17 protein-coding genes and 3 tRNA genes are annotated in these 23,509 nt (G+C 59.0%); 17 read left to right on the top strand and 3 right to left on the bottom strand.

The features are described 5' to 3' along the window. Window positions 1-176 precede the first annotated feature (176 nt). Window positions 177-1,874 carry a glutamine--tRNA ligase/YqeY domain fusion protein gene (locus DBP26_RS12450; protein ID WP_108238305.1) on the top strand — a complete coding sequence of 566 codons (1,698 nt, stop codon included), beginning with the start codon at window positions 177-179 and terminating at the stop codon, window positions 1,872-1,874. Between the two features lie 9 nt (window positions 1,875-1,883). Continuing rightward, complete coding sequence (gene cysS, locus DBP26_RS12445; RefSeq protein WP_108238217.1) at window positions 1,884-3,266, top strand: cysteine--tRNA ligase; 1,383 nt, start codon at window positions 1,884-1,886, stop codon at window positions 3,264-3,266. Between the two features lie 580 nt (window positions 3,267-3,846). Here the strand turns inward: cysS and DBP26_RS12440 are convergent. After that, the gene (locus DBP26_RS12440; protein ID WP_108238218.1) at window positions 3,847-5,670 is read right to left on the bottom strand and encodes a sigma-54-dependent Fis family transcriptional regulator; all 1,824 of its coding nucleotides are present in this window, start codon (window positions 5,668-5,670) and stop codon (window positions 3,847-3,849) included. 336 nt (window positions 5,671-6,006) lie between these two features. Here DBP26_RS12440 and DBP26_RS12435 point away from each other — a divergent pair, with 336 nt between their 5' ends. The 6 genes from DBP26_RS12435 to DBP26_RS12410 all read left to right on the top strand — a co-directional run bounded on the left by DBP26_RS12435 (window position 6,007) and on the right by DBP26_RS12410 (window position 12,046). Beyond that, window positions 6,007-7,101 (top strand): ABC transporter ATP-binding protein, encoded by a 1,095-nt coding sequence (locus DBP26_RS12435; protein ID WP_108238306.1) that lies wholly within the window; start codon window positions 6,007-6,009, stop codon window positions 7,099-7,101. Then, a complete protein-coding gene (locus tag DBP26_RS12430) occupies window positions 7,101-8,231 on the top strand; it encodes an ABC transporter ATP-binding protein (RefSeq protein WP_108238219.1) in 1,131 nt (376 codons plus the stop codon). The genes DBP26_RS12435 and DBP26_RS12430 overlap by 1 nt, the downstream gene beginning before the upstream one ends. Further along, window positions 8,224-9,090 (top strand): sugar ABC transporter permease, encoded by an 867-nt coding sequence (locus tag DBP26_RS12425; RefSeq protein ID WP_108238220.1) that lies wholly within the window; start codon window positions 8,224-8,226, stop codon window positions 9,088-9,090. The genes DBP26_RS12430 and DBP26_RS12425 overlap by 8 nt, the downstream gene beginning before the upstream one ends. A gap of 10 nt (window positions 9,091-9,100) precedes the next feature. Next, a complete protein-coding gene (locus DBP26_RS12420; RefSeq protein ID WP_108238221.1) occupies window positions 9,101-9,901 on the top strand; it encodes a carbohydrate ABC transporter permease in 801 nt (266 codons plus the stop codon). Window positions 9,902-9,914: 13 nt separating this feature from the next. Then, window positions 9,915-10,187: a DUF2160 domain-containing protein gene (locus DBP26_RS12415; RefSeq protein ID WP_108238222.1), complete on the top strand. Its 273-nt coding sequence runs from the start codon at window positions 9,915-9,917 to the stop codon at window positions 10,185-10,187. An 86-nt stretch (window positions 10,188-10,273) separates the two neighbouring features. Then, entirely contained in the window at window positions 10,274-12,046 is a 1,773-nt protein-coding gene (locus DBP26_RS12410; protein WP_108238223.1) for an ABC transporter substrate-binding protein, read from the top strand. A gap of 92 nt (window positions 12,047-12,138) precedes the next feature. Here DBP26_RS12410 and folD read toward each other — a convergent pair whose 3' ends face one another. After that, window positions 12,139-12,993 carry a bifunctional methylenetetrahydrofolate dehydrogenase/methenyltetrahydrofolate cyclohydrolase FolD gene (folD, locus tag DBP26_RS12405; protein ID WP_108238224.1) on the bottom strand — a complete coding sequence of 285 codons (855 nt, stop codon included), beginning with the start codon at window positions 12,991-12,993 and terminating at the stop codon, window positions 12,139-12,141. 307 nt (window positions 12,994-13,300) lie between these two features. On the opposite strand from folD, the gene DBP26_RS12400 reads away from it, so the two are divergent. From DBP26_RS12400 to DBP26_RS12360, 9 genes are all read left to right on the top strand, one after another. After that, window positions 13,301-13,377: transfer RNA gene (locus tag DBP26_RS12400), tRNA-Arg, on the top strand. A gap of 41 nt (window positions 13,378-13,418) precedes the next feature. Next, a tRNA-His gene (locus DBP26_RS12395) sits at window positions 13,419-13,494 on the top strand. Window positions 13,495-13,554: 60 nt separating this feature from the next. Next, window positions 13,555-13,639: transfer RNA gene (locus DBP26_RS12390), tRNA-Leu, on the top strand. A 374-nt stretch (window positions 13,640-14,013) separates the two neighbouring features. Next, on the top strand, window positions 14,014-15,324 hold the full coding sequence (tig, locus tag DBP26_RS12385; protein WP_108238225.1) for a trigger factor: 1,311 nt from the start codon (window positions 14,014-14,016) through the stop codon (window positions 15,322-15,324). Window positions 15,325-15,415: 91 nt separating this feature from the next. Then, the gene (gene clpP, locus DBP26_RS12380) at window positions 15,416-16,057 is read left to right on the top strand and encodes an ATP-dependent Clp endopeptidase proteolytic subunit ClpP (protein WP_108238226.1); all 642 of its coding nucleotides are present in this window, start codon (window positions 15,416-15,418) and stop codon (window positions 16,055-16,057) included. 115 nt (window positions 16,058-16,172) lie between these two features. Next, a complete protein-coding gene (clpX, locus tag DBP26_RS12375; RefSeq protein ID WP_108238227.1) occupies window positions 16,173-17,456 on the top strand; it encodes an ATP-dependent Clp protease ATP-binding subunit ClpX in 1,284 nt (427 codons plus the stop codon). Between the two features lie 182 nt (window positions 17,457-17,638). Further along, the gene (lon, locus tag DBP26_RS12370; protein WP_108238228.1) at window positions 17,639-20,035 is read left to right on the top strand and encodes an endopeptidase La; all 2,397 of its coding nucleotides are present in this window, start codon (window positions 17,639-17,641) and stop codon (window positions 20,033-20,035) included. A 145-nt stretch (window positions 20,036-20,180) separates the two neighbouring features. Then, window positions 20,181-20,453 (top strand): HU family DNA-binding protein, encoded by a 273-nt coding sequence (locus DBP26_RS12365; protein WP_003183171.1) that lies wholly within the window; start codon window positions 20,181-20,183, stop codon window positions 20,451-20,453. Between the two features lie 241 nt (window positions 20,454-20,694). Further along, window positions 20,695-22,569, top strand: a complete 1,875-nt coding sequence (locus DBP26_RS12360; RefSeq protein ID WP_108238229.1) for a SurA N-terminal domain-containing protein — start codon at window positions 20,695-20,697, stop codon at window positions 22,567-22,569. 137 nt (window positions 22,570-22,706) lie between these two features. Here DBP26_RS12360 and fabI read toward each other — a convergent pair whose 3' ends face one another. After that, complete coding sequence (gene fabI / locus DBP26_RS12355; protein WP_108238230.1) at window positions 22,707-23,501, bottom strand: enoyl-ACP reductase FabI; 795 nt, start codon at window positions 23,499-23,501, stop codon at window positions 22,707-22,709. Window positions 23,502-23,509 lie beyond the last annotated feature (8 nt).

The following is a 23,509-nucleotide window of genomic DNA, read 5'->3' as shown; positions in this document are numbered from 1 at the left end:
CAGAGGCCAGCCGTACAAACGAAAGTCACGATTGAAACGCTGGAGCACAGCATTGCGGCCCGGGTGCGGCAGTTTTGTCACGCCGCGCTGTCAGGGGCTTGACAGGTTCGGCTATGATAGGCGCTTTGATTTATTCGGCCTACCCTGGCCGCGACTGTCAGGTTTTCAAGGATCCTATGAGCAAGCCCACTCAAGACGCTGCTGCCAATACCAAGGCAGGCCCTGCCATTCCCACCAACTTCCTGCGCCCGATCGTGCAGGCAGACCTGGATTCGGGCAAGCACACCAAGATCGTGACCCGCTTTCCGCCGGAGCCCAACGGCTACCTGCACATTGGTCATGCCAAATCGATCTGCGTCAATTTTGGTCTGGCTCAGGAATTCGGCGGCGTCACGCACCTGCGCTTCGACGACACCAACCCGGCCAAGGAAGATCAGGAATACATCGACGCCATCGAGCGCGACGTCAAATGGCTGGGCTTCGAATGGGCCGGTGAAGTGCGCTATGCCTCGCAGTATTTCGACCAGCTTTACCTGTGGGCCATCGACCTGATCAAGGCCGGCAAGGCCTACGTCGACGACCTGACGCCCGAGCAGGCTCGGGAATACCGTGGCACCCTGACCGAACCCGGCAAGAACAGCCCGTTCCGCGATCGCAGCGTCGAGGAAAACCTGGACCTGTTCACCCGCATGAAAGACGGCGAATTCGAAGACGGCGCCCGCGTGCTGCGTGCGAAGATCGACATGGCGTCGCCTAACATGAACCTGCGTGACCCGATCCTGTACCGCATCCGCCACGCCCATCACCACCAGACCGGCGACAAGTGGTGCATCTATCCGATCTACGACTTCACCCACGGGCAGTCGGATGCCATCGAGGGCATCACTCACTCGATCTGCACCCTTGAATTCGAAAGCCACCGTCCGCTGTACGACTGGTTCCTCGACAACCTGCCGGTGCCCTGCAAACCGCGCCAGTACGAGTTCTCGCGCCTTAACCTGAACTACACCATCACCAGCAAGCGCAAGCTCAAGCAATTGGTGGACGAACAGCACGTCAGCGGCTGGGACGACCCGCGCATGTCGACCCTGTCGGGCTTCCGTCGCCGCGGCTACACCCCGGCGTCGATCCGCAACTTCTGCGAGATGATCGGCACCAACCGTTCCGACGGTGTCGTCGATTTCGGCATGCTCGAATTCAGCATCCGCCAGGATCTGGACCACAATGCGCCGCGCGCCATGTGCGTGCTGCGCCCCTTGAAGGTCGTCATCACCAACTACCCCGAGGGCAAGGTCGATCATTTGGAGCTGCCGCGGCATCCGCAGCAGGAAGCGCTGGGCGTTCGCAAGTTGCCGTTCTCTCGTGAGATCTACATCGATCGCGATGACTTCATGGAAGAACCGCCAAAAGGCTACAAGCGCCTGGAGCCGAACGGCGAAGTGCGCCTGCGGGGCAGCTACGTGATCCGTGCCGATGAGGCGATCAAGGACGCCGAGGGCAACATCGTCGAATTGCGTTGCTCCTATGACCCGGACACCTTGGGCAAGAACCCGGAGGGGCGGAAGGTCAAGGGCGTCATCCACTGGGTGCCTGCCGCTGAAAGCGTCGAGTGCGAAGTGCGTCTCTATGACCGCCTGTTCCTGTCCGCGAACCCTGAAAAGGCGGAGGAGGGCAAGACCTTCCTGGACAACATCAACCCGGGCTCACTGCAAGTGCTCACTGGTTGTCGGGCCGAGCCGTCGTTGGGCGAAGCTCAGCCGGAAGACCGTTTCCAGTTCGAACGCGAAGGGTATTTCTGCGCGGATCTGAAGGACTCGAAACCGGGCAAGCCGGTATTCAACCGCACAGTGACACTGCGCGATTCCTGGAGTTGAGGTAGGACAGTGCTTTCGATCTACAACACGCTCACCAAGAGCAAAGAAGTCTTCAAACCGCTAGATGGCAACAAGGTGCGCATGTACGTCTGCGGCATGACCGTCTACGACTACTGCCACCTGGGCCATGGCCGCAGCATGGTCGCGTTCGACCTGGTCACCCGCTGGCTGCGTTTCAGCGGCTACGACCTGACCTACGTGCGCAATATCACGGACATCGACGACAAGATCATCAACCGCGCCCGCGAGAACGGCGAACCGTTCGACGCGCTGACGGCACGCATGATCGACGCGATGCACGAAGACGAAGCGCGCCTGAACATTCTCAAGCCGGACCTGGAACCCCGCGCCACGGATTACATCGGTGGCATGCACGACATGATCCAGCGCTTGATCGACAAGGGTTATGCCTATGCGCCGGGCAATGGCGACGTGTATTACCGCGTCGGGAAATTCCTGGGCTACGGCAAGCTGTCGCGCAAGAAGATCGAAGACCTGCGCATCGGTGCGCGGATCGAGGTCGACGAAGCGAAAGACGATCCTCTGGATTTCGTGCTGTGGAAAGGCGTCAAGCCGGGCGAGCCGAGCTGGGAGTCGCCATGGGGGCCAGGGCGTCCGGGGTGGCACATTGAATGCTCGGTGATGTCGACCTGCTGCTTGGGTGAGACGTTCGACATTCATGGTGGCGGCTCCGATCTGGAATTCCCGCACCACGAGAACGAAATCGCCCAGAGCGAGGCCGCGACCGGCAAGACCTACGCCAATGCCTGGATGCATTGCGGCATGATCCGCATCAATGGCGAGAAGATGTCCAAATCCTTGAACAACTTCTTCACCATCCGCGATGTGCTGGATAAATACCATCCGGAAGTGGTGCGCTACCTGCTGGTGTCCAGCCATTACCGCAGTGCGATCAACTATTCCGAAGACAGCCTGAAAGAATCCAAAGGCGCGTTGGAGCGTTTCTATCACGCGCTTAAAGGGTTGCCCGTGGCGGAAGCTGCTGGCGGCGAGGCTTTCGTCGAGCGCTTTTCGGCGGCAATGGACGACGACTTCGGTACGCCGGAAGCCTGTGCAGTGCTGTTCGAGATGGTCCGGGAAATCAACCGTTTGCGCGATTCCGACGTGGCCGCCGCGGCCGGTCTGGCCGCCCGGCTCAAGCAATTGGCCAGTGTGTTGGGTGTGCTGCAACTGGAAGCGGACGATTTTCTGCGCGCCGGTGCAGAAGGGCGGGTGGATGCGGCCCAGGTCGAGGCGTTGATCGCTGCACGCCTCCAGGCGCGTGCGGATAAGAACTGGGGTGAATCCGACCGCATCCGTGACGAACTCACCGCCATGGGGGTGGTCGTGGAAGACAGCAAGGGCACAACGACCTGGCGTTTGGCGGATTGATCGCTAGCGCCTGATAAAACGTTATCGCGGTAGGTTCGCGCTTACCCGCCATGGCGGGGTGTCAGACGGATCTTCATCGCAGGCCCGACGCCGTCGCGGGCAAGCGCGCTCCTACGGGATTTGCGGCCGTCGCGGAACCGTCGTGCGCTACTGATCCGCTGTGGGATCGCGCTTGGCTGTCATGGGGTGTGTCAGGCGGATCTTCATCCCAGGCCCGACACTGTCGCGGGCAAGCGCGCTCCTACGGGATTCGTGGCCGCCGGGAACCGTCGTGCGCTACTGATCCCGCTGTGGGATTGCGGTTGCGCGAGATCGAGGGGTGTCAGACGGATCTTCATCGCAGGCCCGACACTGTCGCGGGCAAGCGCGCTCCTACGGGATTTGCGGCCGTCGCGGAACCGTCGTGCGCTGCTGATCCCGCTGTGGGATTGCGGTTGCCCGAGATCGAGGGGTGTCAGATGGATCTTCATCGCAGGCCCGACGCTGTCGCGGGCAAGCGCGCTCCTACAAGTGATCGCGTTCCACCTGTAGGAGCGCGCTTGCCCGCGACGGCGTCGGCTCTGGCGGCACTAATCCACAGTCAGAAACCCTGTTCGCGCAACCGCTTGTACAAGGTGTTGCGGCTCACTCCCAGCCGTTTGGCCAACTGCGAAATGTTGCCCCCGGCAGCTTGCAGCAACTCGTTCAGTTCCTTCGGCGTGTCCAGCGCCATTTTGCGCTTGAAAGCCGTTTCCGGCTGTGGACTAGCGATGCTCAATTCGAACAGCTCCAAATCCGCGAAGAAATCTTCCGGCAAATGCTCGGTTGAAATGGGCTGATCGTCCGCCAGCGCCAGCGCCACCTGGATCACGTTGCTCAGTTGGCGCAGATTGCCGGGCCATGGATGCCGCTCGAACAGCGCCAGGACCGACGGCTCGAAGCCTGCCCTCTGCTGCGGCTCACGGTGCTGCTCCCAGATGGCATGGACCAGAGCGGCCTTGTCGGTGCGGTCCCGCAGTGGCGGCAGTTCAAGGTTCAGCCCGCTGATGCGGTAATACAGGTCCTGCCGGAAGCGCCCGCTTTGCACCTGCTCGCGCAACGAACAGTGGGTCGCCGAAATGACGCGTATATCCACCGGGAACAGCTCGCTGCTGCCCAACGGCTGGACGCAACGCTCTTGCAGCACGCGCAGCAAACGGGCCTGGACGGGCAGCGGCATGTCGCCGATCTCGTCGAGAAACAGCGTGCCTTTGTCCGCCTTGCGAATCAGGCCGATGCTACCTTTAGGGTGAGCTCCGGTGAACGCGCCTTTTTCGTAGCCGAACAACTCGGCCTCCACCAGTTCCGAGGGAATGGCCGCGCAGTTCACCGCGATGAAGGGCTGGCTGGCCCGCGAACTGGCCTGATGCAGGTTTTTGACGAACACCTCCTTTCCCGCTCCGGTCTCGCCGAGGATCAGCAGCGGGACGTTCTTTTCCAACAGCCGCTGGGCCTGGCGAGCCGCCTTGGCGACCTTCTCGTCGCTGATGATTGCAGGCCGAGGCTGGGGCGCGCACGTGATGCTGCGCAACGTGGGCACCGGCGCGGTGGGGCGCCTGATCGAGCCATGGAAACGGTTGTGCCCTGCGGCCTGAAGCGCGAAGGGCTGGCCTTCCTGTTGGTCCAGCAGGTGCGCGACCGGCGTTTTGAACAGGTTCTCGATATTGGCGTGCAGCAGGCTGACACCCAGCAGGTTGTCGGCACGACGATTCGCGCACAGGATTCGGCCGCTTTCGTCGAACACCAGCAACCCAGCCCACTGACTGTCCAGGTTGTTCAGGCCGGTGTTGAAGGTCAATTGGAAATAGCCGTGCTGGAATTGGTCGAGGATCAGCCGATTCTCGATGGTCTGGCTCATCATCTTCACCATCCCCAGCGTGTGCGAGGGAGGCAGGAAGCTGTCGCTGGACACATCCAGCACCGCGATCATCCGTCTCGACGCGTCGAAGATGGGCGCCGCAGAACCGGTCATGAACCGGTTGGCCTTGAGAAAATGCTCGTCGTGTTCGATGTGCACGGCCTGTTCACAGGCCAGCGCGGTGCCGATTGCGTTTGTCCCGACGCCACGCTCCAGCCAGTTGGCGCCTGCGACGAACCCCTGCTGCTGGTCGGGTTCGACGAAGCGTTTGGTGCCCCACGAATTGAGCACTTGACCTTGCTGATCGGCCAGGAGAATCAGGCAATTCGAATTGCTGAGGATGTTCTCGTAGAAGGGCAGGACCTGCTGATGGGTCGTCTGCACCAAAGAATGGTGGCGTTCCAGCAGTTGAGCGATCTGCCGCTCAGGCAAGCGGTTGAAGGCGGGGCGGGATTGATGGTCCAGGCCGAACTCTCGGCAGCGGGCCCAAGAATCCAGAATGATCGTGTCGTGAGCTGTAGCGGCCATAGGCTGGCTCCGTCCTGATACTTTTATTGTTTTTTGGGGTACCGATTTGGCGGAGCATCCGTGCTCGAAACGTTCACCCATTGTTGTTCAGATGTGTTCAAAGTCAATGTTCATTTTGTTCAGCTGTTCAGTCTTTCCTGTTCATTTGTGTTCACCTACGAATGTTCATTCGCAGAGCAGGTGACGTTGAAGGCTCTGGAACGATGCTTCTGGCGTCGTGTTCACTTGCGAAGATGGTTTGGCACGATTGTCGCTATCCAACAAGCGGTCGACGAATGTCACCCGCAAGATTCAAAAACGCTTCACCCGAACAAGACAAATAACAAAGGGCACGTCATGTCTCTCACGCTTGAGCACGTCAGCCGCACGGTCGACGGTCAGATCTGGATCGACGACGCCTCGCTGAGCTTCGAACCTGGGTCATTCAACGTATTGCTGGGGCGCACCTTATCAGGCAAAACCAGCCTGATGCGCTTGATGGCCGGCCTGGACAAGCCGGACAGCGGCCGGGTACTGATGAATGGCAAAGATGTCACCCAGGTTGCGGTGCGGCACCGCAACGTTTCGATGGTCTATCAGCAGTTCATCAACTACCCCAGCATGACGGTGTTCGACAACATCGCCTCGCCGCTGCGTCAGGCAAAGATGCCTAAAGACGAAATCGAGCGCCGCGTCCGTGAAACCGCCGGGATGCTGCGGATCGAGAAGTTTCTCGGCCGTTACCCCCTTGAACTCTCCGGTGGCCAACAGCAGCGCACGGCCATGGCCCGCGCCCTGGTCAAGGACGCCGAGCTGATTCTGTTCGATGAACCGTTGGTCAACCTCGATTACAAGCTGCGTGAAGAGCTGCGTCAGGAAATGCGCCAGTTGTTCGAGACTCGCAACACCATTGCGGTCTATGCCACTACCGAGCCCAACGAAGCATTGGCCTTGGGCGGGACCACCACGATCCTTCACGAAGGTCGGGTGATTCAGAGCGGCAAGACGTCTGAGGTGTATCACCAGCCGAAAACCGTGCTGGCGGCCGAGCTGTTCTCCGAGCCTCCGATCAACCTGATGCCGGGGCGCATCGAGGGCAATGAAGTCAGCTTTGCCAATTTCGTGCACTTCCCGCTCAACGTTGACCTGCGCAAGATCGGCGATGGCGACTACCGTTTCGGCGTGCGCCCCAGTCACTTGAGCCTGGTGCCGTCCAACGATGACGATCTGGAACTGGCGGTTACCGTCGAGCTTGCAGAAATCAGCGGTTCAGAAACCTTCCTGCACGTGCGCAACGAGCACTTCTCATTGGTGCTGCACTTGCCAGGTGTTCATGAATACGACGTCGATACGCCGATTCGCGTGTACATCCCCACTCACAAACTGTTCGTTTTCGATCAGCAGGGCGGTCTGATTCAAGCGCCGGGCCTGCGCATGGCGAGGGTTGCCTGATGGCCGAGATCCGATTGCAACAACTCGCACACAGCTACAGCGCAAATCCCACAGGCCCTGAAGACTACGCGATCCGCGAGATGACTCATATCTGGGAGCAGGGCGGGGCGTACGCTTTGCTCGGGCCATCGGGGTGCGGGAAGTCCACGTTGCTCAACATCATTTCCGGTTTGCTCAGCCCGTCGGAAGGCAAGGTGCTGTTCGATTCGACCCTGGTCAACGAAATGTCCCCCGAGCAGCGCAACATCGCTCAGGTTTTCCAGTTTCCCGTGGTCTACGACACCATGACGGTGTACGACAACCTGGCATTTCCGCTGCGCAATCAGGGCATGCCAGAGCCGAGGATTCAGACCAAGGTGCAGGAAATCGCCGAGGTGCTGGACTTGCAACCGCTGCTGAAGAAAAAGGCCAGAAACCTCACCGCCGACGAGAAACAGAAGGTCTCCATGGGGCGCGGGCTGGTACGAGACGACGTGTCGGCGATTCTGTTCGACGAGCCGCTAACGGTCATCGACCCGCACCTGAAGTGGAAACTGCGACGTAAGCTCAAGCAGATTCACGAGCAATTCAACATCACCATGGTCTACGTCACCCACGATCAATTGGAGGCCTCGACCTTCGCCGACAAGATCGCGGTGATGTATGGCGGGCAAATCGTACAGTTCGGCACCCCGCGTGAGCTGTTCGAAAAGCCTCACCACACTTTCGTCGGTTACTTCATCGGCAGCCCGGGCATGAACCTGATCGAGGTCACTCCCGAGCCAGGCGGTGTGGGGTTCGGCGGCATTCACCTTCCGCTTCCGGAGGCCTTGCAGCAGCGGTTGGCTTCGACGCCCTGGAAAACCCTCAAGGTCGGTATCCGGCCCGAGTTCGTCCATGTTTGGGACGGCCCGTTCGACGATGCGATGTGCGCACAGGTGACTTACGTCGAAGATTTGGGGACCTACAAGATTCTCACGCTGAACCTGGCAGGCCAGGCATTGAAAGTCCGCTTGCAGGAAGACAAGCCGGTGCCTCAGGGCCAGGCCTGGATCAGCTTCCCAGCGCAGTGGTTGATGCTGTACGCCGATGAATTTCTGCTGGAGGCCGAGTCGAATCGCACGCCGGCCGGCGAGGTGCCGCATGAGTAAGGTGCAGAACAACAAGGCCTGGTGGCTGGTGCTGCCGGTGTTTCTCTTGGTGGCATTCAGCGCCATCATCCCGATGATGACCGTGGTCAACTACTCCGTGCAGGACATCTTTGACCAATCCAGCCGGTATTTCGTCGGGGCCGACTGGTTCAAACAGGTGCTGCAGGACCCGCGATTGCACGATTCTTTACTGCGCCAGTTCATTTATTCGGGCTGCGTGTTACTGATCGAAATTCCGTTGGGCATCGGCATTGCCCTGACCATGCCGACCAAGGGTCGCTGGTCCTCGGTGTGTCTGATCCTGATGACGATCCCGCTGCTGATCCCGTGGAACGTGGTGGGCACCATCTGGCAAATCTTCGGTCGGGGAGACATCGGTCTTTTGGGCTGGTTTCTGAACAACGTGCTGCACATCAACTACAACTATGCAGGCAACGCCTCGGATGCGTGGGTCACGGTGCTGGTGATCGATGTCTGGCACTGGACGTCCCTGGTGGCACTGCTCTGCTACTCGGGGCTGCGGGCGATTCCTGACGTGTATTACCAAGCGGCCCGGATCGATCGCGCATCCAAATGGGCCATCTTCCGACATATCCAGTTGCCGAAGATGAAGAGCGTGCTGCTCATCGCCGTGATGTTGCGATTCATGGACAGCTTCATGATCTACACCGAGCCCTTCGTCTTGACCGGGGGGGGGCCAGGCAACTCCACCACCTTCCTCAGTCAGACACTGACGACCATGGCGCTCGGCCAGTTCGACCTGGGGCCGGCGGCGGCATTCTCGCTGGTGTATTTCCTGATCATTCTGTTGGTGTCGTGGGTGTTCTACACCGCCATGACCCACGGCGAAAAGAACTGAGGAGCGACCCATGAGTCTGCGCAAGACACTGCCCTTGTGGATCTACCTGCTGTTTCTGCTGGTGCCGATCTATTGGCTCGTCAACATGTCCTTCAAGACCAACACCGAAATCCTCGGCGGCCTGACCCTGTGGCCGCAGGATTTCACGCTGGCCAACTACCGGGTGATCTTCACCGACGAGAGCTGGTACAGCGGCTATATCAACTCGCTGTATTACGTTTGCTTGAATACCGTGATCTCGCTGAGCGTGGCCTTGCCCGCCGCCTATGCGTTTTCCCGCTATCGTTTTCTGGGCGACAAGCATTTGTTCTTCTGGTTGCTGACCAACCGCATGGCGCCACCGGCTGTGTTCCTGTTGCCGTTCTTCCAGCTGTATTCGTCGATCGGCCTGTTCGACACCCACATCGCTGTCGCGCTCGCTCACTGCCTGTTCAACGTACCGTTGGCGGTGTGGATCCTGGAAGGCTTCATGTCCGGCGTGCCCAAGGAGATCGATGAAACCGCCTACATCGACGGATATAGCTTTCCCAAGTTCTTCGGCAAGATTTTCATCCCGCTGATCGGCTCGGGGATCGGTGTCACGGCGTTCTTCTGCTTCATGTTTTCCTGGGTCGAATTGTTGCTCGCGCGGACCTTGACGTCGGTCAATGCCAAGCCGATCGCGGCGGTCATGACCCGTACCGTATCGGCGTCAGGTATCGACTGGGGCGTGCTGGCGGCCGCCGGGGTGTTGACTATCCTGCCTGGCATGCTGGTGATCTGGTTCGTACGCAACCATGTGGTCAAGGGCTTCGCCCTTGGTCGGGTCTGAGGGAGGCAAAGAAATGGAGTGGATGTCCTGGACACTGCCGACTGCCCTGTTTTTCGGATCGATCGCTGCCTTGCTGGTGGCAATGACGGTCTGGGAATTGCGCTCGGCAAGCATCGAACGTCGTGGTTTTCTGCCAATGGCTACCACCCGTGGGGACCGGTTGTTCATCGGCCTTCTCGGCAGCGCCTACCTGCATTTGCTGGTGATCGGCGCCACCGACTGGAGCATCTGGGTGGCCTCGGGAGTGTCCCTGATCTGGCTGCTGGTGGTGATGCGTTGGGGGTAAACGGTTGAAAGGCGTTCTCGTTGTAGGCGGGTAATGCAAGCAGGTTGAAACGCGGGACTACATAAGAATCAACACTGGAGGTGTCTATGTTCAATAAGAAAAACAAGCTGCGACATAGTGTGACGGTAGCGACCATGGTAATGCTCAGCGGCTTGAGCGTGTCGGCATGGGCGGATCAGTACGAAGACGCCGCGAAGAAGTGGGCGGCCAGCGAATTCAAGCCGACCACCTTGTCCGACGCCGATCAGCTCAAGGAATTGGAGTGGTTCATCAAGGCGGCCGAGCCGTTCCGCGGCATGGACATCAAGGTGGTGTCCGAAACCCTGACCACCCACGAGTACGAATCGAAAACCCTGGCCAAGGCCTTCACCGAAATCACCGGTATCAAAGTGACCCACGACCTGCTTCAGGAAGGTGACGTCATCGAGAAGCTGCAGACCGCCATGCAGTCGGACAAGAGCATCTATGATGGCTGGGTCAATGACTCGGACCTGATCGGCACTCATTTCCGCTATGGTAAGGCGCTGTCTCTGACAGACCTGATGGCCAGCCCCGAAGGGGCGAAGGTCACGTCGCCGACGCTGGACATCAAGGACTTCATCGGCACCTCGTTCACCACAGCGCCGGACGGAAAGCTGTATCAGCTGCCTGACCAGCAGTTCGCCAACCTGTACTGGTTCCGAGCCGACTGGTTCGAGCGCGCGGACCTGAAGGAAAAGTTCAAAGCCAAATACGGTTATGAACTGGGGGTTCCGGTCAACTGGTCAGCCTATGAGGACATCGCCAAGTTCTTCAGTGAAGACGTGAAGGAAATCGACGGCAAGAAAGTCTATGGCCACATGGACTACGGCAAGAAAGACCCGTCCCTGGGCTGGCGCTTCACCGATGCCTGGTTCTCCATGGCGGGCAGCGGTGACAAAGGCTTGCCGAACGGGTTGCCTGTGGATGAGTGGGGCATTCGCGTCGAGGACTGCCATCCTGTCGGCTCCAGCATCACCCGAGGTGGCGACACCAACGGCCCTGCCGCGGTCTACGCGACCCAGAAATACATCGATTGGCTGAAAGCCTACGCGCCACCGGAAGCTGCGGGGATGACCTTCTCCGAATCGGGCCCGGTGCCTTCCCAGGGTAACGTCGCGCAGCAAATTTTCTGGTACACCGCGTTTACGGCCGATATGACCAAACCGGGGCTGCCGGTGATGAATGCCGATGGCACGCCAAAATGGCGAATGGCGCCTTCTCCGAAAGGTCCCTACTGGAAAGAGGGCATGAAACTAGGCTATCAGGACGTAGGGTCGTGGACGTTCCTGAAGTCGTCTGACGAGAAGAAACGCCTGGCAGCTTGGTTGTATGCGCAGTTCGTGACATCCAAGTCGGTCTCGCTGAAGAAAACCATCGTGGGTCTGACGCCGATTCGCGAATCGGACATCAACTCCAAGGAAATGACTGCCCTGGCACCGAAACTCGGTGGCCTGGTCGAGTTTTACCGCAGCCCGGCCCGTGTGCAATGGTCGCCAACCGGTACCAACGTCCCGGATTATCCGAAGCTGGCGCAGTTGTGGTGGAGTCACGTGGCAGAAGCAGTCACCGGCGAGAAAACCGCGCAAGCGGCGCTGGACGGGCTGGCCAAGGATCAGGATGCGATCATGACCCGGATCGAGCGCTCCAAGGTTCAGGAGGCGAGTGGCTGTGCGCCGAAAATGAACCCCGAAACTTCGGCGGAAGAGTGGTACAGCAAAGCCGAGAAGAGCGGTGGCAAGTTCCTGGCACCACAGCGCAAACTGGCGAACGAGAAGCCGAAGGGTGAAACCATCGCCTATTCGGACCTGCTCAAAAGCTGGGAAGCGGCCAAGAAGTGAGGAATGGCCAGCGGGTCTGACACTGACCCGAGGCTTCTAGGCAAAAAAAAAACGGCGCCCGCGAGGTGCCGTTTTCATTCACGCCGTGCTGCTCAACCGTGCAACGTTTCGGCTGCGTAGAGGGTATTCTCCAGCAGGCACGCGCGCGTCATCGGGCCGACGCCGCCGGGAACGGGGGTGATCCAGCCCGCGCGGGGCAGGGCGGTGTCGTAAACCACGTCGCCGACCAGCTTGCCGTCTTGCTGACGGTTGATGCCGACGTCGATCACGATCGCGCCTTCCTTGATCCACTCACCCTTGACCAGGCCGGGCTTGCCCGCTGCCACAACCACCAGGTCGGCGCGGCTCACGTGGCCCGCCAGGTCTTCGGTGAACCGATGAGTGACCGTGACGGTGCAACCGGCCAGGAGCAGTTCCATGGCCATTGGACGGCCCACGATATTGGAAGCGCCCACCACGACCGCGTCCTTGCCATAGAGATCGACCCCCGTGCTTTCCAGCAGGGTCATGATGCCTTTCGGCGTGCATGGCCGCAGCAGAGGGATGCGCTGCGCCAAACGGCCAACGTTATAAGGGTGGAAACCATCGACATCCTTGTCCGGGCGGATCCGCTCCAGCAGGGGTGAGGAATCCAGGTGCTCAGGTAGCGGGAGTTGCAGCAGGATGCCGTCGATGGCCGGATCTTCGTTGAGGCTGTCGATCAGATCGGTCAATTCGCTCTGAGTGGTCGCGGCCGGCAGGTCATAGGCCCGGGAAATGAAGCCGACCTCTTCACAGTCTTTGCGTTTGTGCGAGACGTAAACCTGAGAGGCGGGGTCGCTGCCGACCAGAATCACCGCGAGGCCCGGTGTGCGCAGCCCTTGCTCGCGACGTTCGGTGACTCGTTGGGCGATCTGCTGGCGCAGGTTGGCTGCGATCGCTTTGCCGTCTATTAGTTTTGCAGTCATTACGCGTGATTAACCATCGGAAGGGTGGGAAAAAGAGCGCGCATTCTCGCATGACAACGGCCAAGGGCAAAGGCGGTTGGTCCGCTTAATAAGCTAAGCCCTTTAATTAACTGAATTTTTTAGAAAAAAGTGTTGACGCCCCCGGAGGTCGTCTATAAGATTCGTCGCACTTGTCGGGCACAACCCCACACATGATAAGCCGGAAGCGGCAAATCAAGTCGAAGGGTTGGTAAAGTCAGGTGGAGTTTAAATCGACTCAGTGTGATTGAAAGCTCTAGTTTGCCTTCGAAAGAAAGCGAATTGACCAGCGCCCGTAGCTCAGCTGGATAGAGCATCCGCCTTCTAAGCGGATGGTCGCAGGTTCGAGTCCTGCCGGGTGCGCCACTTCAGGCAGCTTTGGCACAAGTAGGTTGTAACGCGATATGGTGGGCGTAGCTCAGTTGGTAGAGCACAGGATTGTGACTCCTGTTGTCGTGGGTTCGATCCCCATCGTCCACCCCATATTCGAAAAGGCGCCAGATTGATAGTCTGGCGCCTTTGCTTTAAGAAGCGCTTCAAAACGCGGACGTGGTGGAATTGGTAGACACACTGGATTTAGGTTCCAGCGCCGCGAGGCGTAAGAGTTCGAGTCTCTTCGTCCGCACCAGTTAAAAGCCCTGAACATCGCCAATGGCGATTCGAGGTTTGGAAAAAGCCGCCCCGTGCGGCTTTTTTTGTTTCGGCGTATCGGTTTCACGCTGGAGCGAGCCCGTCACGCTCTCGCACACGGGCTTTTCCGGAGTGTTTCCAGGGAATGGATCGACATTCGGTCGCGCTTCGCTTCCTTATATATAGAGGGCGCAAGCTGCGTTCCAGACCGCTCGCGAAGATTCGCATCTTCCTCCTTTTCCTTCTGGTTGCATTCCATCGTATTTACCCTTCTTCAGTAGGGTGACTTCTTGAGATTGACCCACTAGAATGCTTGCCCTTGATTCTGGGGTCGGAAACGGCCGGCTAACGTCTGTGCAACGAGGAATATCCATGCAAGTTTCTGTTGAAAACACTTCCGCTCTCGAGCGCCGCATGACCATTGGCGTGCCAGCTGAGCGCATCGAGACCGAAGTCAACAAGCGTCTGCAGCAGACCGCACGTAAAGCCAAGATCCCGGGCTTCCGCCCTGGCAAAGTGCCTATGAGCGTGATCCGCCAGCGTTATGAGGATGGCGCCCGTCAGGAAGCGCTGGGCGATCTGATCCAGGCGACCTTCTACGAAGCCGTCGTCGAGCAAAAACTGAACCCGGCCGGCGCGCCTTCTGTCGAGCCCAAAGCCTTCGAAAAAGGCAAGGATCTCGAGTACGTCGCCACCTTCGAAGTGTTCCCTGAGTTTTCCGTTGCGGGCTTCGAGTCGGTTTCGGTAGAGCGTCTGTCAGCTGATGTCGCGGATTCCGATCTGGACAACATGCTCGAAATCCTGCGCAAGCAGAACGTTCGTTACGAAGCTGTCGACCGCGCCGCTGCGAACGAAGATCAACTGACCATCGACTTCGTCGGCAAAATCGACGGCGAAGCCTTTTCCGGTGGCTCGGCAACCGGTACTCAACTGGTGCTTGGTTCGGGCCGCATGATTCCTGGCTTCGAAGACGGGCTGGTGGGTGCGAAGGCGGGCGAAGAGCGCGTTCTGAACCTCACGTTCCCCGAGGACTACCAGAACCTGGAGCTGGCTGGCAAAGCCGCCGAGTTCACCGTGACCGTGACTTCGGTTTCGGCACCTGTCCTGCCAGAGCTGAACGAAGCGTTCTTCACCCAGTTCGGTATCAAGGAGTCGAGCCTGGAAGGTTTCCGCGCCGAAGTTCGCAAGAACATGGAGCGCGAGCTGCGTCAGGCCATCAAGTCCAAGGTCAAGAACCAGGTCATGGACGGTCTGCTGGCGGCCAACCCGATCGAAGTCCCCAAAGCCTTGCTGGAAAACGAAGTGAACCGTCTGCGCGTGCAGGCCGTTCAACAGTTCGGCGGCAACATCAAGCCTGATCAACTGCCCGCCGAGCTGTTCGAAGAGCAGGCCAAGCGTCGTGTCGAGCTGGGTCTGATCGTCGCCGAAGTGGTCAAGCAGTTCGACCTCAAGCCTGATGAAGCCCGCGTTCGCGACCTGATCCAGGAAATGGCGTCCGCTTATCAGGAACCGGAGCAGGTGGTGGCCTGGTATTACAAGAACGAACAGCAGATGAACGAAGTGCGTTCGGTTGTGCTGGAAGAGCAAGTTGTGGATACTGTTTTGCAGAAAGCGAGCGTGACCGATAAAGCGGTCTCGTACGAAGAAGCCGTCAAGCCGGTGGAAGCTCCAAAAGCCGACTGATTTCTTTCTCTCGTTCGAAAACACCATAAGCCAGCCTTCGTGCTGGCTTATGCGTATTCAAGACATGACTATTTGGGAGTGAATGCGAGACATGTCCCGCAATTCTTATATTCAGCAGCACTCTGACATCCAGGCCGCTGGCGGCCTGGTCCCGATGGTTATCGAGCAGTCCGCCCGTGGCGAACGCGCCTATGACATCTACTCCCGTCTGCTCAAGGAACGTGTGATTTTCCTGGTCGGCCCGGTCGAAGACTACATGGCCAACCTGATCTCGGCGCAACTGCTCTTCCTTGAAGCGGAAAACCCGGACAAGGACATCCATCTGTACATCAACTCGCCAGGCGGTTCGGTGACGGCGGGCATGGCGATCTACGACACCATGCAGTTCATCAAGCCGGATGTGTCGACCACTGTGATGGGGCAAGCTTGCAGCATGGGCGCGTTCCTTTTGGCTGGCGGGGCCAAAGGCAAGCGTTTCGCATTGCCGAATTCCCGCGTGATGATTCACCAGCCGTTGGGCGGGTTCCAGGGGCAGGCGTCGGACATCGACATCCATGCCAAGGAAATCCTGTACATTCGCCAGCGCCTGAACGAGTTGCTGGCCCATCACACAGGCCAGTCGCTGGAAACCATCGAGCGCGACACCAACCGCGACAACTTCATGAGCGCCGAGCGTGCCGCCGAATATGGTCTGGTGGATTCGGTTCTCGATAAACGTCAGATGATCAAATGATCGGCTGACAGGCAGTAATCCCGGGTGGTCGGGGCTCCCGTACCACCTGCGGACTTGAAAAAGCCCGCAATTGCCTTCATCTTGTGTTGCAAGCCTACCGGATTGGATCGATCGAATGACTGACACCCGCAACGGCGAGGACAACGGCAAACTGCTTTATTGCTCCTTCTGCGGCAAAAGCCAACATGAAGTGCGCAAGTTGATTGCCGGCCCCTCGGTATTTATCTGTGACGAGTGCGTCGACCTGTGCAATGACATCATCCGCGAGGAGGTGCAGGAAGCACAGGCAGAAAGCAGCGCGCATAAATTGCCCTCGCCGAAAGAAATCAGCGGCATCCTTGACCAGTACGTCATTGGTCAGGAGCGTGCCAAGAAGGTTCTCGCAGTAGCGGTGTACAACCACTACAAGCGCTTGAACCAGCGCGACAAGAAAAACGACGACGTTGAATTGGGCAAGAGCAACATCCTGCTGATCGGCCCTACGGGCTCCGGCAAGACCTTGCTGGCGGAAACGCTGGCGCGTTTGCTCAACGTACCGTTCACCATCGCCGACGCCACCACCCTGACCGAAGCCGGTTATGTGGGTGAGGACGTGGAAAACATCATCCAGAAGCTGTTGCAGAAGTGCGATTACGATGTCGAAAAGGCCCAGATGGGCATCGTCTACATCGACGAAATCGACAAGATTTCCCGCAAGTCCGACAACCCTTCGATCACCCGCGACGTATCGGGTGAGGGTGTGCAGCAGGCCCTGCTCAAGCTGATCGAGGGCACCGTGGCTTCCGTTCCGCCACAAGGCGGTCGCAAGCACCCACAGCAGGAATTCCTGCAAGTGGACACGCGCAACATTCTGTTCATCTGCGGCGGTGCTTTCTCTGGCCTCGAGAAAGTCATCCAGAATCGCTCCACCAAAGGCGGCATCGGCTTCAATGCCGAGGTGCGCAGCAAGGAAGAGGGCAAGAAAGTCGGCGAGTCGCTGCGTGAAGTCGAGCCTGACGATCTGGTCAAGTTCGGTCTGATCCCCGAGTTCGTGGGTCGCCTGCCCGTCCTCGCGACGCTGGATGAGCTGGACGAAGCGGCGCTGATGCAGATCCTGACTGAGCCGAAGAACGCCTTGACCAAGCAGTACGGCAAGTTGTTCGAAATGGAAGGTGTGGACCTCGAATTCCGCACCGACGCACTCAAATCGGTGGCCCGTCGTGCGCTGGAGCGCAAGACAGGCGCCCGTGGGCTGCGCTCCATTCTTGAAGGCGTTTTGCTCGACACCATGTACGAAATCCCGTCGCAGCCTGACGTGAGCAAAGTGGTGATCGACGAGAGCGTCATCGAGGGTTCGTCCAAGCCGCTGTTGATCTACGAGAACAGCGAGCCACCCGCCAAGGCGGCTCCGGACGCATAACCCTTGCCACTGATGCACGGGCGACTGTAAGACAAAAGGGGCCCTCGGGCCCCTTTTGCATTTGAGCGGCGCCTTCGCATTAACTCGACGCGGCGCTTGTATTTTTGCAAGCCTACCCCCATCTTGGTTTTCAGCTCATTTTTATCTGTCCATGGCCTTAAGGCCGCCGTAGAGGCGAAATCATGAAGACGACCATTGAACTGCCTCTTTTGCCATTGCGCGATGTCGTGGTGTATCCGCATATGGTGATCCCACTGTTCGTGGGTCGCGAAAAATCCATCGAGGCCCTCGAGTCTGCGATGACGGGCGACAAGCAGATCCTGTTGCTTGCCCAACGCAACCCTGCAGACGATGACCCTGGCGAAGACGCCCTTTATAGCGTGGGTACCGTTGCAACCGTATTGCAGTTGCTGAAATTGCCCGACGGTACCGTCAAGGTCCTGGTGGAGGGCGAACAGCGAGGATCCGTCGAGCGTTTCATCGAAGTGGATGGCCACTGCCGCGCCGAAGTGGCGCTGATCGATGAGGTCGACGCACCGGATCGCGAGTCCGAAGTGTTCGTGCGCAGCCTGTTGTCGCAGTTCGAACAATATGTGCAGTTGGGCAAGAAAGTCCCGGCTGAAGTCCTGTCATCCCTCAACAGCATCGATGAGCCCGGGCGTCTGGTCGACACTATGGCTGCCCATATGGCGCTGAAGATCGAGCAGAAGCAGGAAATCCTCGAGATCATCGAGCTCGGCGCCCGTGTCGAGCACGTGCTGGCGCTGCTGGATGCCGAAATCGATCTGCTTCAGGTCGAGAAGCGCATTCGCGGCCGTGTGAAGAAGCAAATGGAGCGCAGCCAGCGCGAGTACTACCTGAATGAGCAGATGAAGGCCATTCAGAAGGAATTGGGCGACAGCGAAGAAGGCCACAACGAAATCGAAGAGCTGAAAAAGCGCATCGATGCCGCAGGCCTGCCGAAAGACGCCATGACCAAGGCCACGGCCGAGCTGAACAAACTCAAGCAGATGTCGCCGATGTCCGCTGAAGCCACCGTCGTGCGTTCCTACATCGATTGGCTGGTGCAGGTGCCGTGGAAGGCTCAGAGCAAGGTGCGGCTGGACCTGGCGCGCGCTGAGGACATCCTCGATGCCGACCACTACGGCCTTGAAGAAGTCAAAGAGCGGATCCTCGAATACCTCGCCGTGCAAAAGCGCGTGAAGAAAATTCGCGGGCCGGTCCTGTGCCTCGTCGGTCCGCCCGGCGTCGGCAAGACGTCGCTGGCCGAGTCGATCGCCAGTGCCACCAACCGCAAGTTCGTGCGCATGGCGTTGGGCGGTGTGCGTGACGAGGCCGAAATCCGCGGCCATCGCCGTACTTACATTGGCTCGATGCCTGGCCGTCTGATTCAGAAGATGACCAAGGTTGGGGTGCGCAACCCGCTGTTCCTGCTCGATGAAATCGACAAAATGGGCAGTGACATGCGCGGCGATCCCGCGTCGGCGCTGCTCGAAGTGCTCGATCCCGAGCAGAACCACAATTTCAACGATCACTATCTGGAAGTCGACTACGACCTGTCGGATGTGATGTTCCTGTGCACCGCCAACTCGATGAACATTCCGCCGGCCCTTCTGGACCGCATGGAAGTGATCCGTCTGCCGGGCTACACCGAAGACGAGAAGATCAACATCGCCACCAAGTACCTTTCGCCCAAGCAGATCGCTGCAAACGGCCTGAAGAAGGGCGAGATCGAGTTCGAAGAAGAGGCCATTCGCGACATTATCCGGTACTACACGCGTGAGGCCGGTGTCCGCAGCCTGGAGCGTCAAATCGCCAAGGTCTGCCGCAAGGCGGTCAAGGAACACTCGGGCGAGAAGCATTTCAAGGTGGTCGTGACGGCTGCAATGCTGGAAGGCTTCCTTGGCGTACGCAAGTTCCGCTACGGCTTGGCGGAGCAACAGGACCAGATCGGCCAGGTCACCGGGCTGGCATGGACTCAGGTGGGCGGCGAGTTGCTGACTATCGAAGCGGCCGTGGTGCCGGGCAAGGGGCAGTTGATCAAGACCGGCTCACTGGGGGACGTGATGGTCGAGTCCATCACCGCCGCGCAGACCGTGGTCCGCAGCCGAGCCAAGAGCCTGGGGATTCCCCTCGATTTCCATGAAAAACGCGACACGCACATCCACATGCCGGAAGGGGCGACGCCGAAGGACGGTCCGAGTGCGGGTGTGGGCATGTGCACCGCGCTGGTGTCGGCGCTGACGCAGATCCCGGTGCGGGCCGATGTGGCCATGACGGGCGAAATCACCTTGCGCGGGCAAGTGCTGGCGATTGGCGGTTTGAAGGAAAAATTGCTGGCCGCTCACCGCGGTGGAATTAAAACGGTGATCATTCCAGAAGAAAACGTGCGTGATTTGAAGGAAATTCCGGACAATATCAAGGCGGACCTGCAAATCAAACCCGTCAAATGGATTGACGAAGTCCTGCAAATTGCGCTGCAATACGCGCCGGAGCCCTTGCCGGATGTGGCTCCGGAGATGGTCGCAAAGGATGAAAAACGCGAGTCTGACTCTAAGGAAAGAATTAGCACGCATTAGTCTGGGGGGCCTTCCTTGACAGCTTTTTAGAGCCCTTGTTATAAAGCGGCTCTTTCCAGCGTCAGCAGGCCACTCAGCGTTTGTTTGGCTTCACAGAAAAACTTAGAAAATATACTCAATATAGATAGATATAAGGGGACTTAGAGTGAACAAGTCGGAACTGATTGATGCTATCGCCGCATCCGCTGACATCCCGAAAGCTGCTGCTGGCCGTGCGCTGGACGCAGTAATCGAATCCGTCACTGGCGCTCTGAAGGCTGGCGACTCCGTTGTACTGGTTGGCTTCGGCACGTTCTCCGTCACTGACCGTCCTGCCCGTACCGGCCGTAACCCACAGACCGGTAAGACTCTGGAAATCCCTGCGGCCAAGAAGCCAGGCTTCAAAGCCGGTAAAGCGCTGAAAGAAGCCGTCAACTGAGTTTCCTTTCACCTTTGCCTAGCGCCAGAACAGCGTCATCTCTGCTCTGGTCGTAAAGCGGCAGGTGCGGTTGGTCAAGCGCTGGCCTGTCACCTTGGGGAACGGACGTTCGAACCCTATCCGCTTTGCACGTTACGAGAAGGCGCATCCTCGGATGCGCCTTTCTTCTATCCGGAATACACCCACGCTCCGCTCCATGTGTCGCAGCTTGGTGAGTTGAGTAAAACCCTCTGGGGGACGCATGCTGCAGAATATCAGGGACAATTCACAAGGCTGGATTGCCAAGACCATCATCGGCGTTGTCATTGCGCTGATGGCCTTGACCGGCTTTGACGCCATTTTCAGGGCCACCAGCCACAGTCAGGACGCGGCGAAGGTCAACGGCGAGGAAATCACTCAAAACGAGCTCGGCCAGGCCGTTGAAACGCAACGTCGCCAGCTCATGCAGCAGTTGGGCAAGGATTTCGATCCTGCCATGCTCAACGAGAAGATGCTGCGCGATTCGGCGCTCAAGGGTCTGATCGACCGCAAGCTGCTTTTGCAGGGCGCTGCCGACTCCCATTTCGGCTTCTCCGAGGCAGCGCTGGATCAACAGATCCTGCTGACCCCTGAGTTCCAGGTGGACGGCAAATTCAACGCTGACCGTTTCGATCAGGTCGTTCGTCAACTGGGCTACAGTCGCCTGCAATTCCGCCAGATTCTGGGCCAGGAAATGCTGATCGGCCAACTGCGCGCGGGCATCGCCGGCAGCGCTTTCGTCACCGACGCTCAAGTCGATGCATTTGCCCGCCTGGAGAAGCAGACGCGGGATTTCGCCATACTTTCCCTGCCCGCTGACACCGCCAATGTGAAAGTCAGTGACGACGAGGTCAAGGCTCACTACGACGAGCACGCCAAGGAGTTCCTGAGCCCCGAGCAGGTGGTGCTGGATTACATCGAACTGAAGAAGTCCTCGTTCTTCGACAAGGTCTCGGTGAAAGATGAAGACCTCCAGGCCGCCTACCAGAAAGACATCGCCAATCTGTCCGAGCAGCGTCGTGCGGCTCACATCCTGATCGAGGTCAATGACAAGACCACCGATGCACAGGCCAAGGCGAAGATCGAAGAAATTCAGCAGCGTCTGGCCAAGGGCGAAGATTTCGCTGCGCTGGCCAAGGCCTACTCGCAGGATCCAGGGTCGGCCAGCAAGGGCGGTGACCTCGGTTACGCAGGCAAAGGCGTTTACGATCCAGCGTTCGAGGATGCGCTTTACGCGTTGAACAAGGATCAGGTCTCGGCCCCCGTCAAGTCCCAGTTTGGCTGGCACCTGATCAAGCTGCTGGGCGTCGAGGCGCCGTCGGTGCCGACCTTCGCCAGCCTGAAAGACAAATTGACCCATGACCTGAAGTCTCAGCAGGTCGAGCAGATGTACGTGGATGCGAGCAAGAAATTGCAGGACGCTGCATACGAAGCCTCTGACTTGACTCAGCCTGCACAGGATCTCGGCCTGAAGGTGCAGACCACCGCACCGTTTGGCCGCGAAGGCGGGGAAGGCGTTGCCGCCAACCGTTCCGTGGTTCAGGCCGCTTTCAGCACGGAAGTGATGGAAGAAGGTTCGAACAGCTCGGCGCTGGAGCTCGACCCCGACACGACCGTCGTCGTGCACATGAAAGAGCACCGCCAGCCGGAGCAATTGCCGCTGGAGGCGGTTGCCGATGCGATCCGTGCCCAACTGGTCAAGAACCATGCGTCCGAAGCGATCAAGGCCAAGGGCGAGGCGCTGCTGGCGGGGCTGCGTGACGGCAAGGTGCCGTATACCGCCACCAAGCAGGACGGTCAGAGCTGGAAAGTGGTGGAAGCGGCCTCCCGCGGCCAGGACGGCGTCGATCCTCAGGTCTTGCAGACCCTGTTCCGCATGCCGAAGCCCGAAGGCAAGGACAAGCCGGTCTATGCCAGCCTGACTGCAGCCGATGGCGGCTACGTGATCATACGTCTCAACGGCGTAAATCAGGCAGCGCCGGCCACCGACGCCGAGAAAACTCAGTACCGCCGCTTCCTGGCATCACGAGAAGGCCGTCAAGACTTCGAGTCGTATCAGGCGCAGTTGCAGTCAGCCGCGAAGATCGATAAGTACTGATCGGCAACAGGCGCTGAAAACGCAAAAGCCCCGCTCGCAAGAGACGGGGCTTTTTCGTATGCAGCGGATGGTGCGGGGGTGATCGTTGCCCTGTGGTGCGTGGGAACGATCAACCGATCAGCCGTGAAACGGGTGCATCAGTCCTGCAGGTCACCCATGGCGGTGGTGTTGAACCCACCGTCGACGTACATGATTTCACCGCTGACACCGGACGCCAGGTCCGAGCACAGGAAGGCGCCGGCGTTGCCGACTTCATCGATGGTCACGTTGCGACGCAGCGGGGTTTGGGCTTCGTTGGCGTCCAGCATTTTGCGGAAGTTCTTGATGCCCGAGGCGGCCAGGGTGCGGATCGGACCGGCCGAGACCGCATTGACGCGAGTACCTTCCGGGCCCAGGCTGCGGGCCAGGTAACGGACACCGGCTTCCAGGCTGGCTTTGGCCATGCCCATCACGTTGTAGTTCGGCATGGTGCGCTCGGCGCCCAGGTACGACAGGGTCAGCAGGCTGCCGTTGCGGCCTTTCATCATCTCGCGACCGGCTTTTGCCAGGGCCACGAAGCTGTAGGCGCTGATGTCGTGGGCGATGCGGAAACCGTCACGGGTGGTGGCGTCGGTGAAGTCGCCGTCCAGTTGGTCGCCCGGCGCGAAGCCCACGGAGTGCACGATGCAGTCCAGACCATCCCACTTTTTGCTCAGCTCCGCGAAGACCTTGGCGATTTCTTCGTCGCTGGCCACATCGCACGGGAAGCACAGCTCGGCACTCGAACCCCAGCCCGCTGCGAATTCTTCGACGCGACCCTTGAGTTTTTCGTTCTGGTAGGTGAAGGCCAGTTCGGCACCCTCACGGTGCATGGCGGCAGCGATACCGGATGCGATGGACAGTTTGCTGGCGACACCGACGATCAGGACGCGCTTACCGGCGAGAAAACCCATGGTTTTTT

It is taken from the genome of Pseudomonas sp. RIT409, from assembly GCF_003052515.2.
In the GTDB taxonomy this organism is placed as follows: Bacteria; Pseudomonadota; Gammaproteobacteria; order Pseudomonadales; family Pseudomonadaceae; genus Aquipseudomonas.
This window is presented reverse-complemented; position numbering and strand designations above follow the sequence as displayed.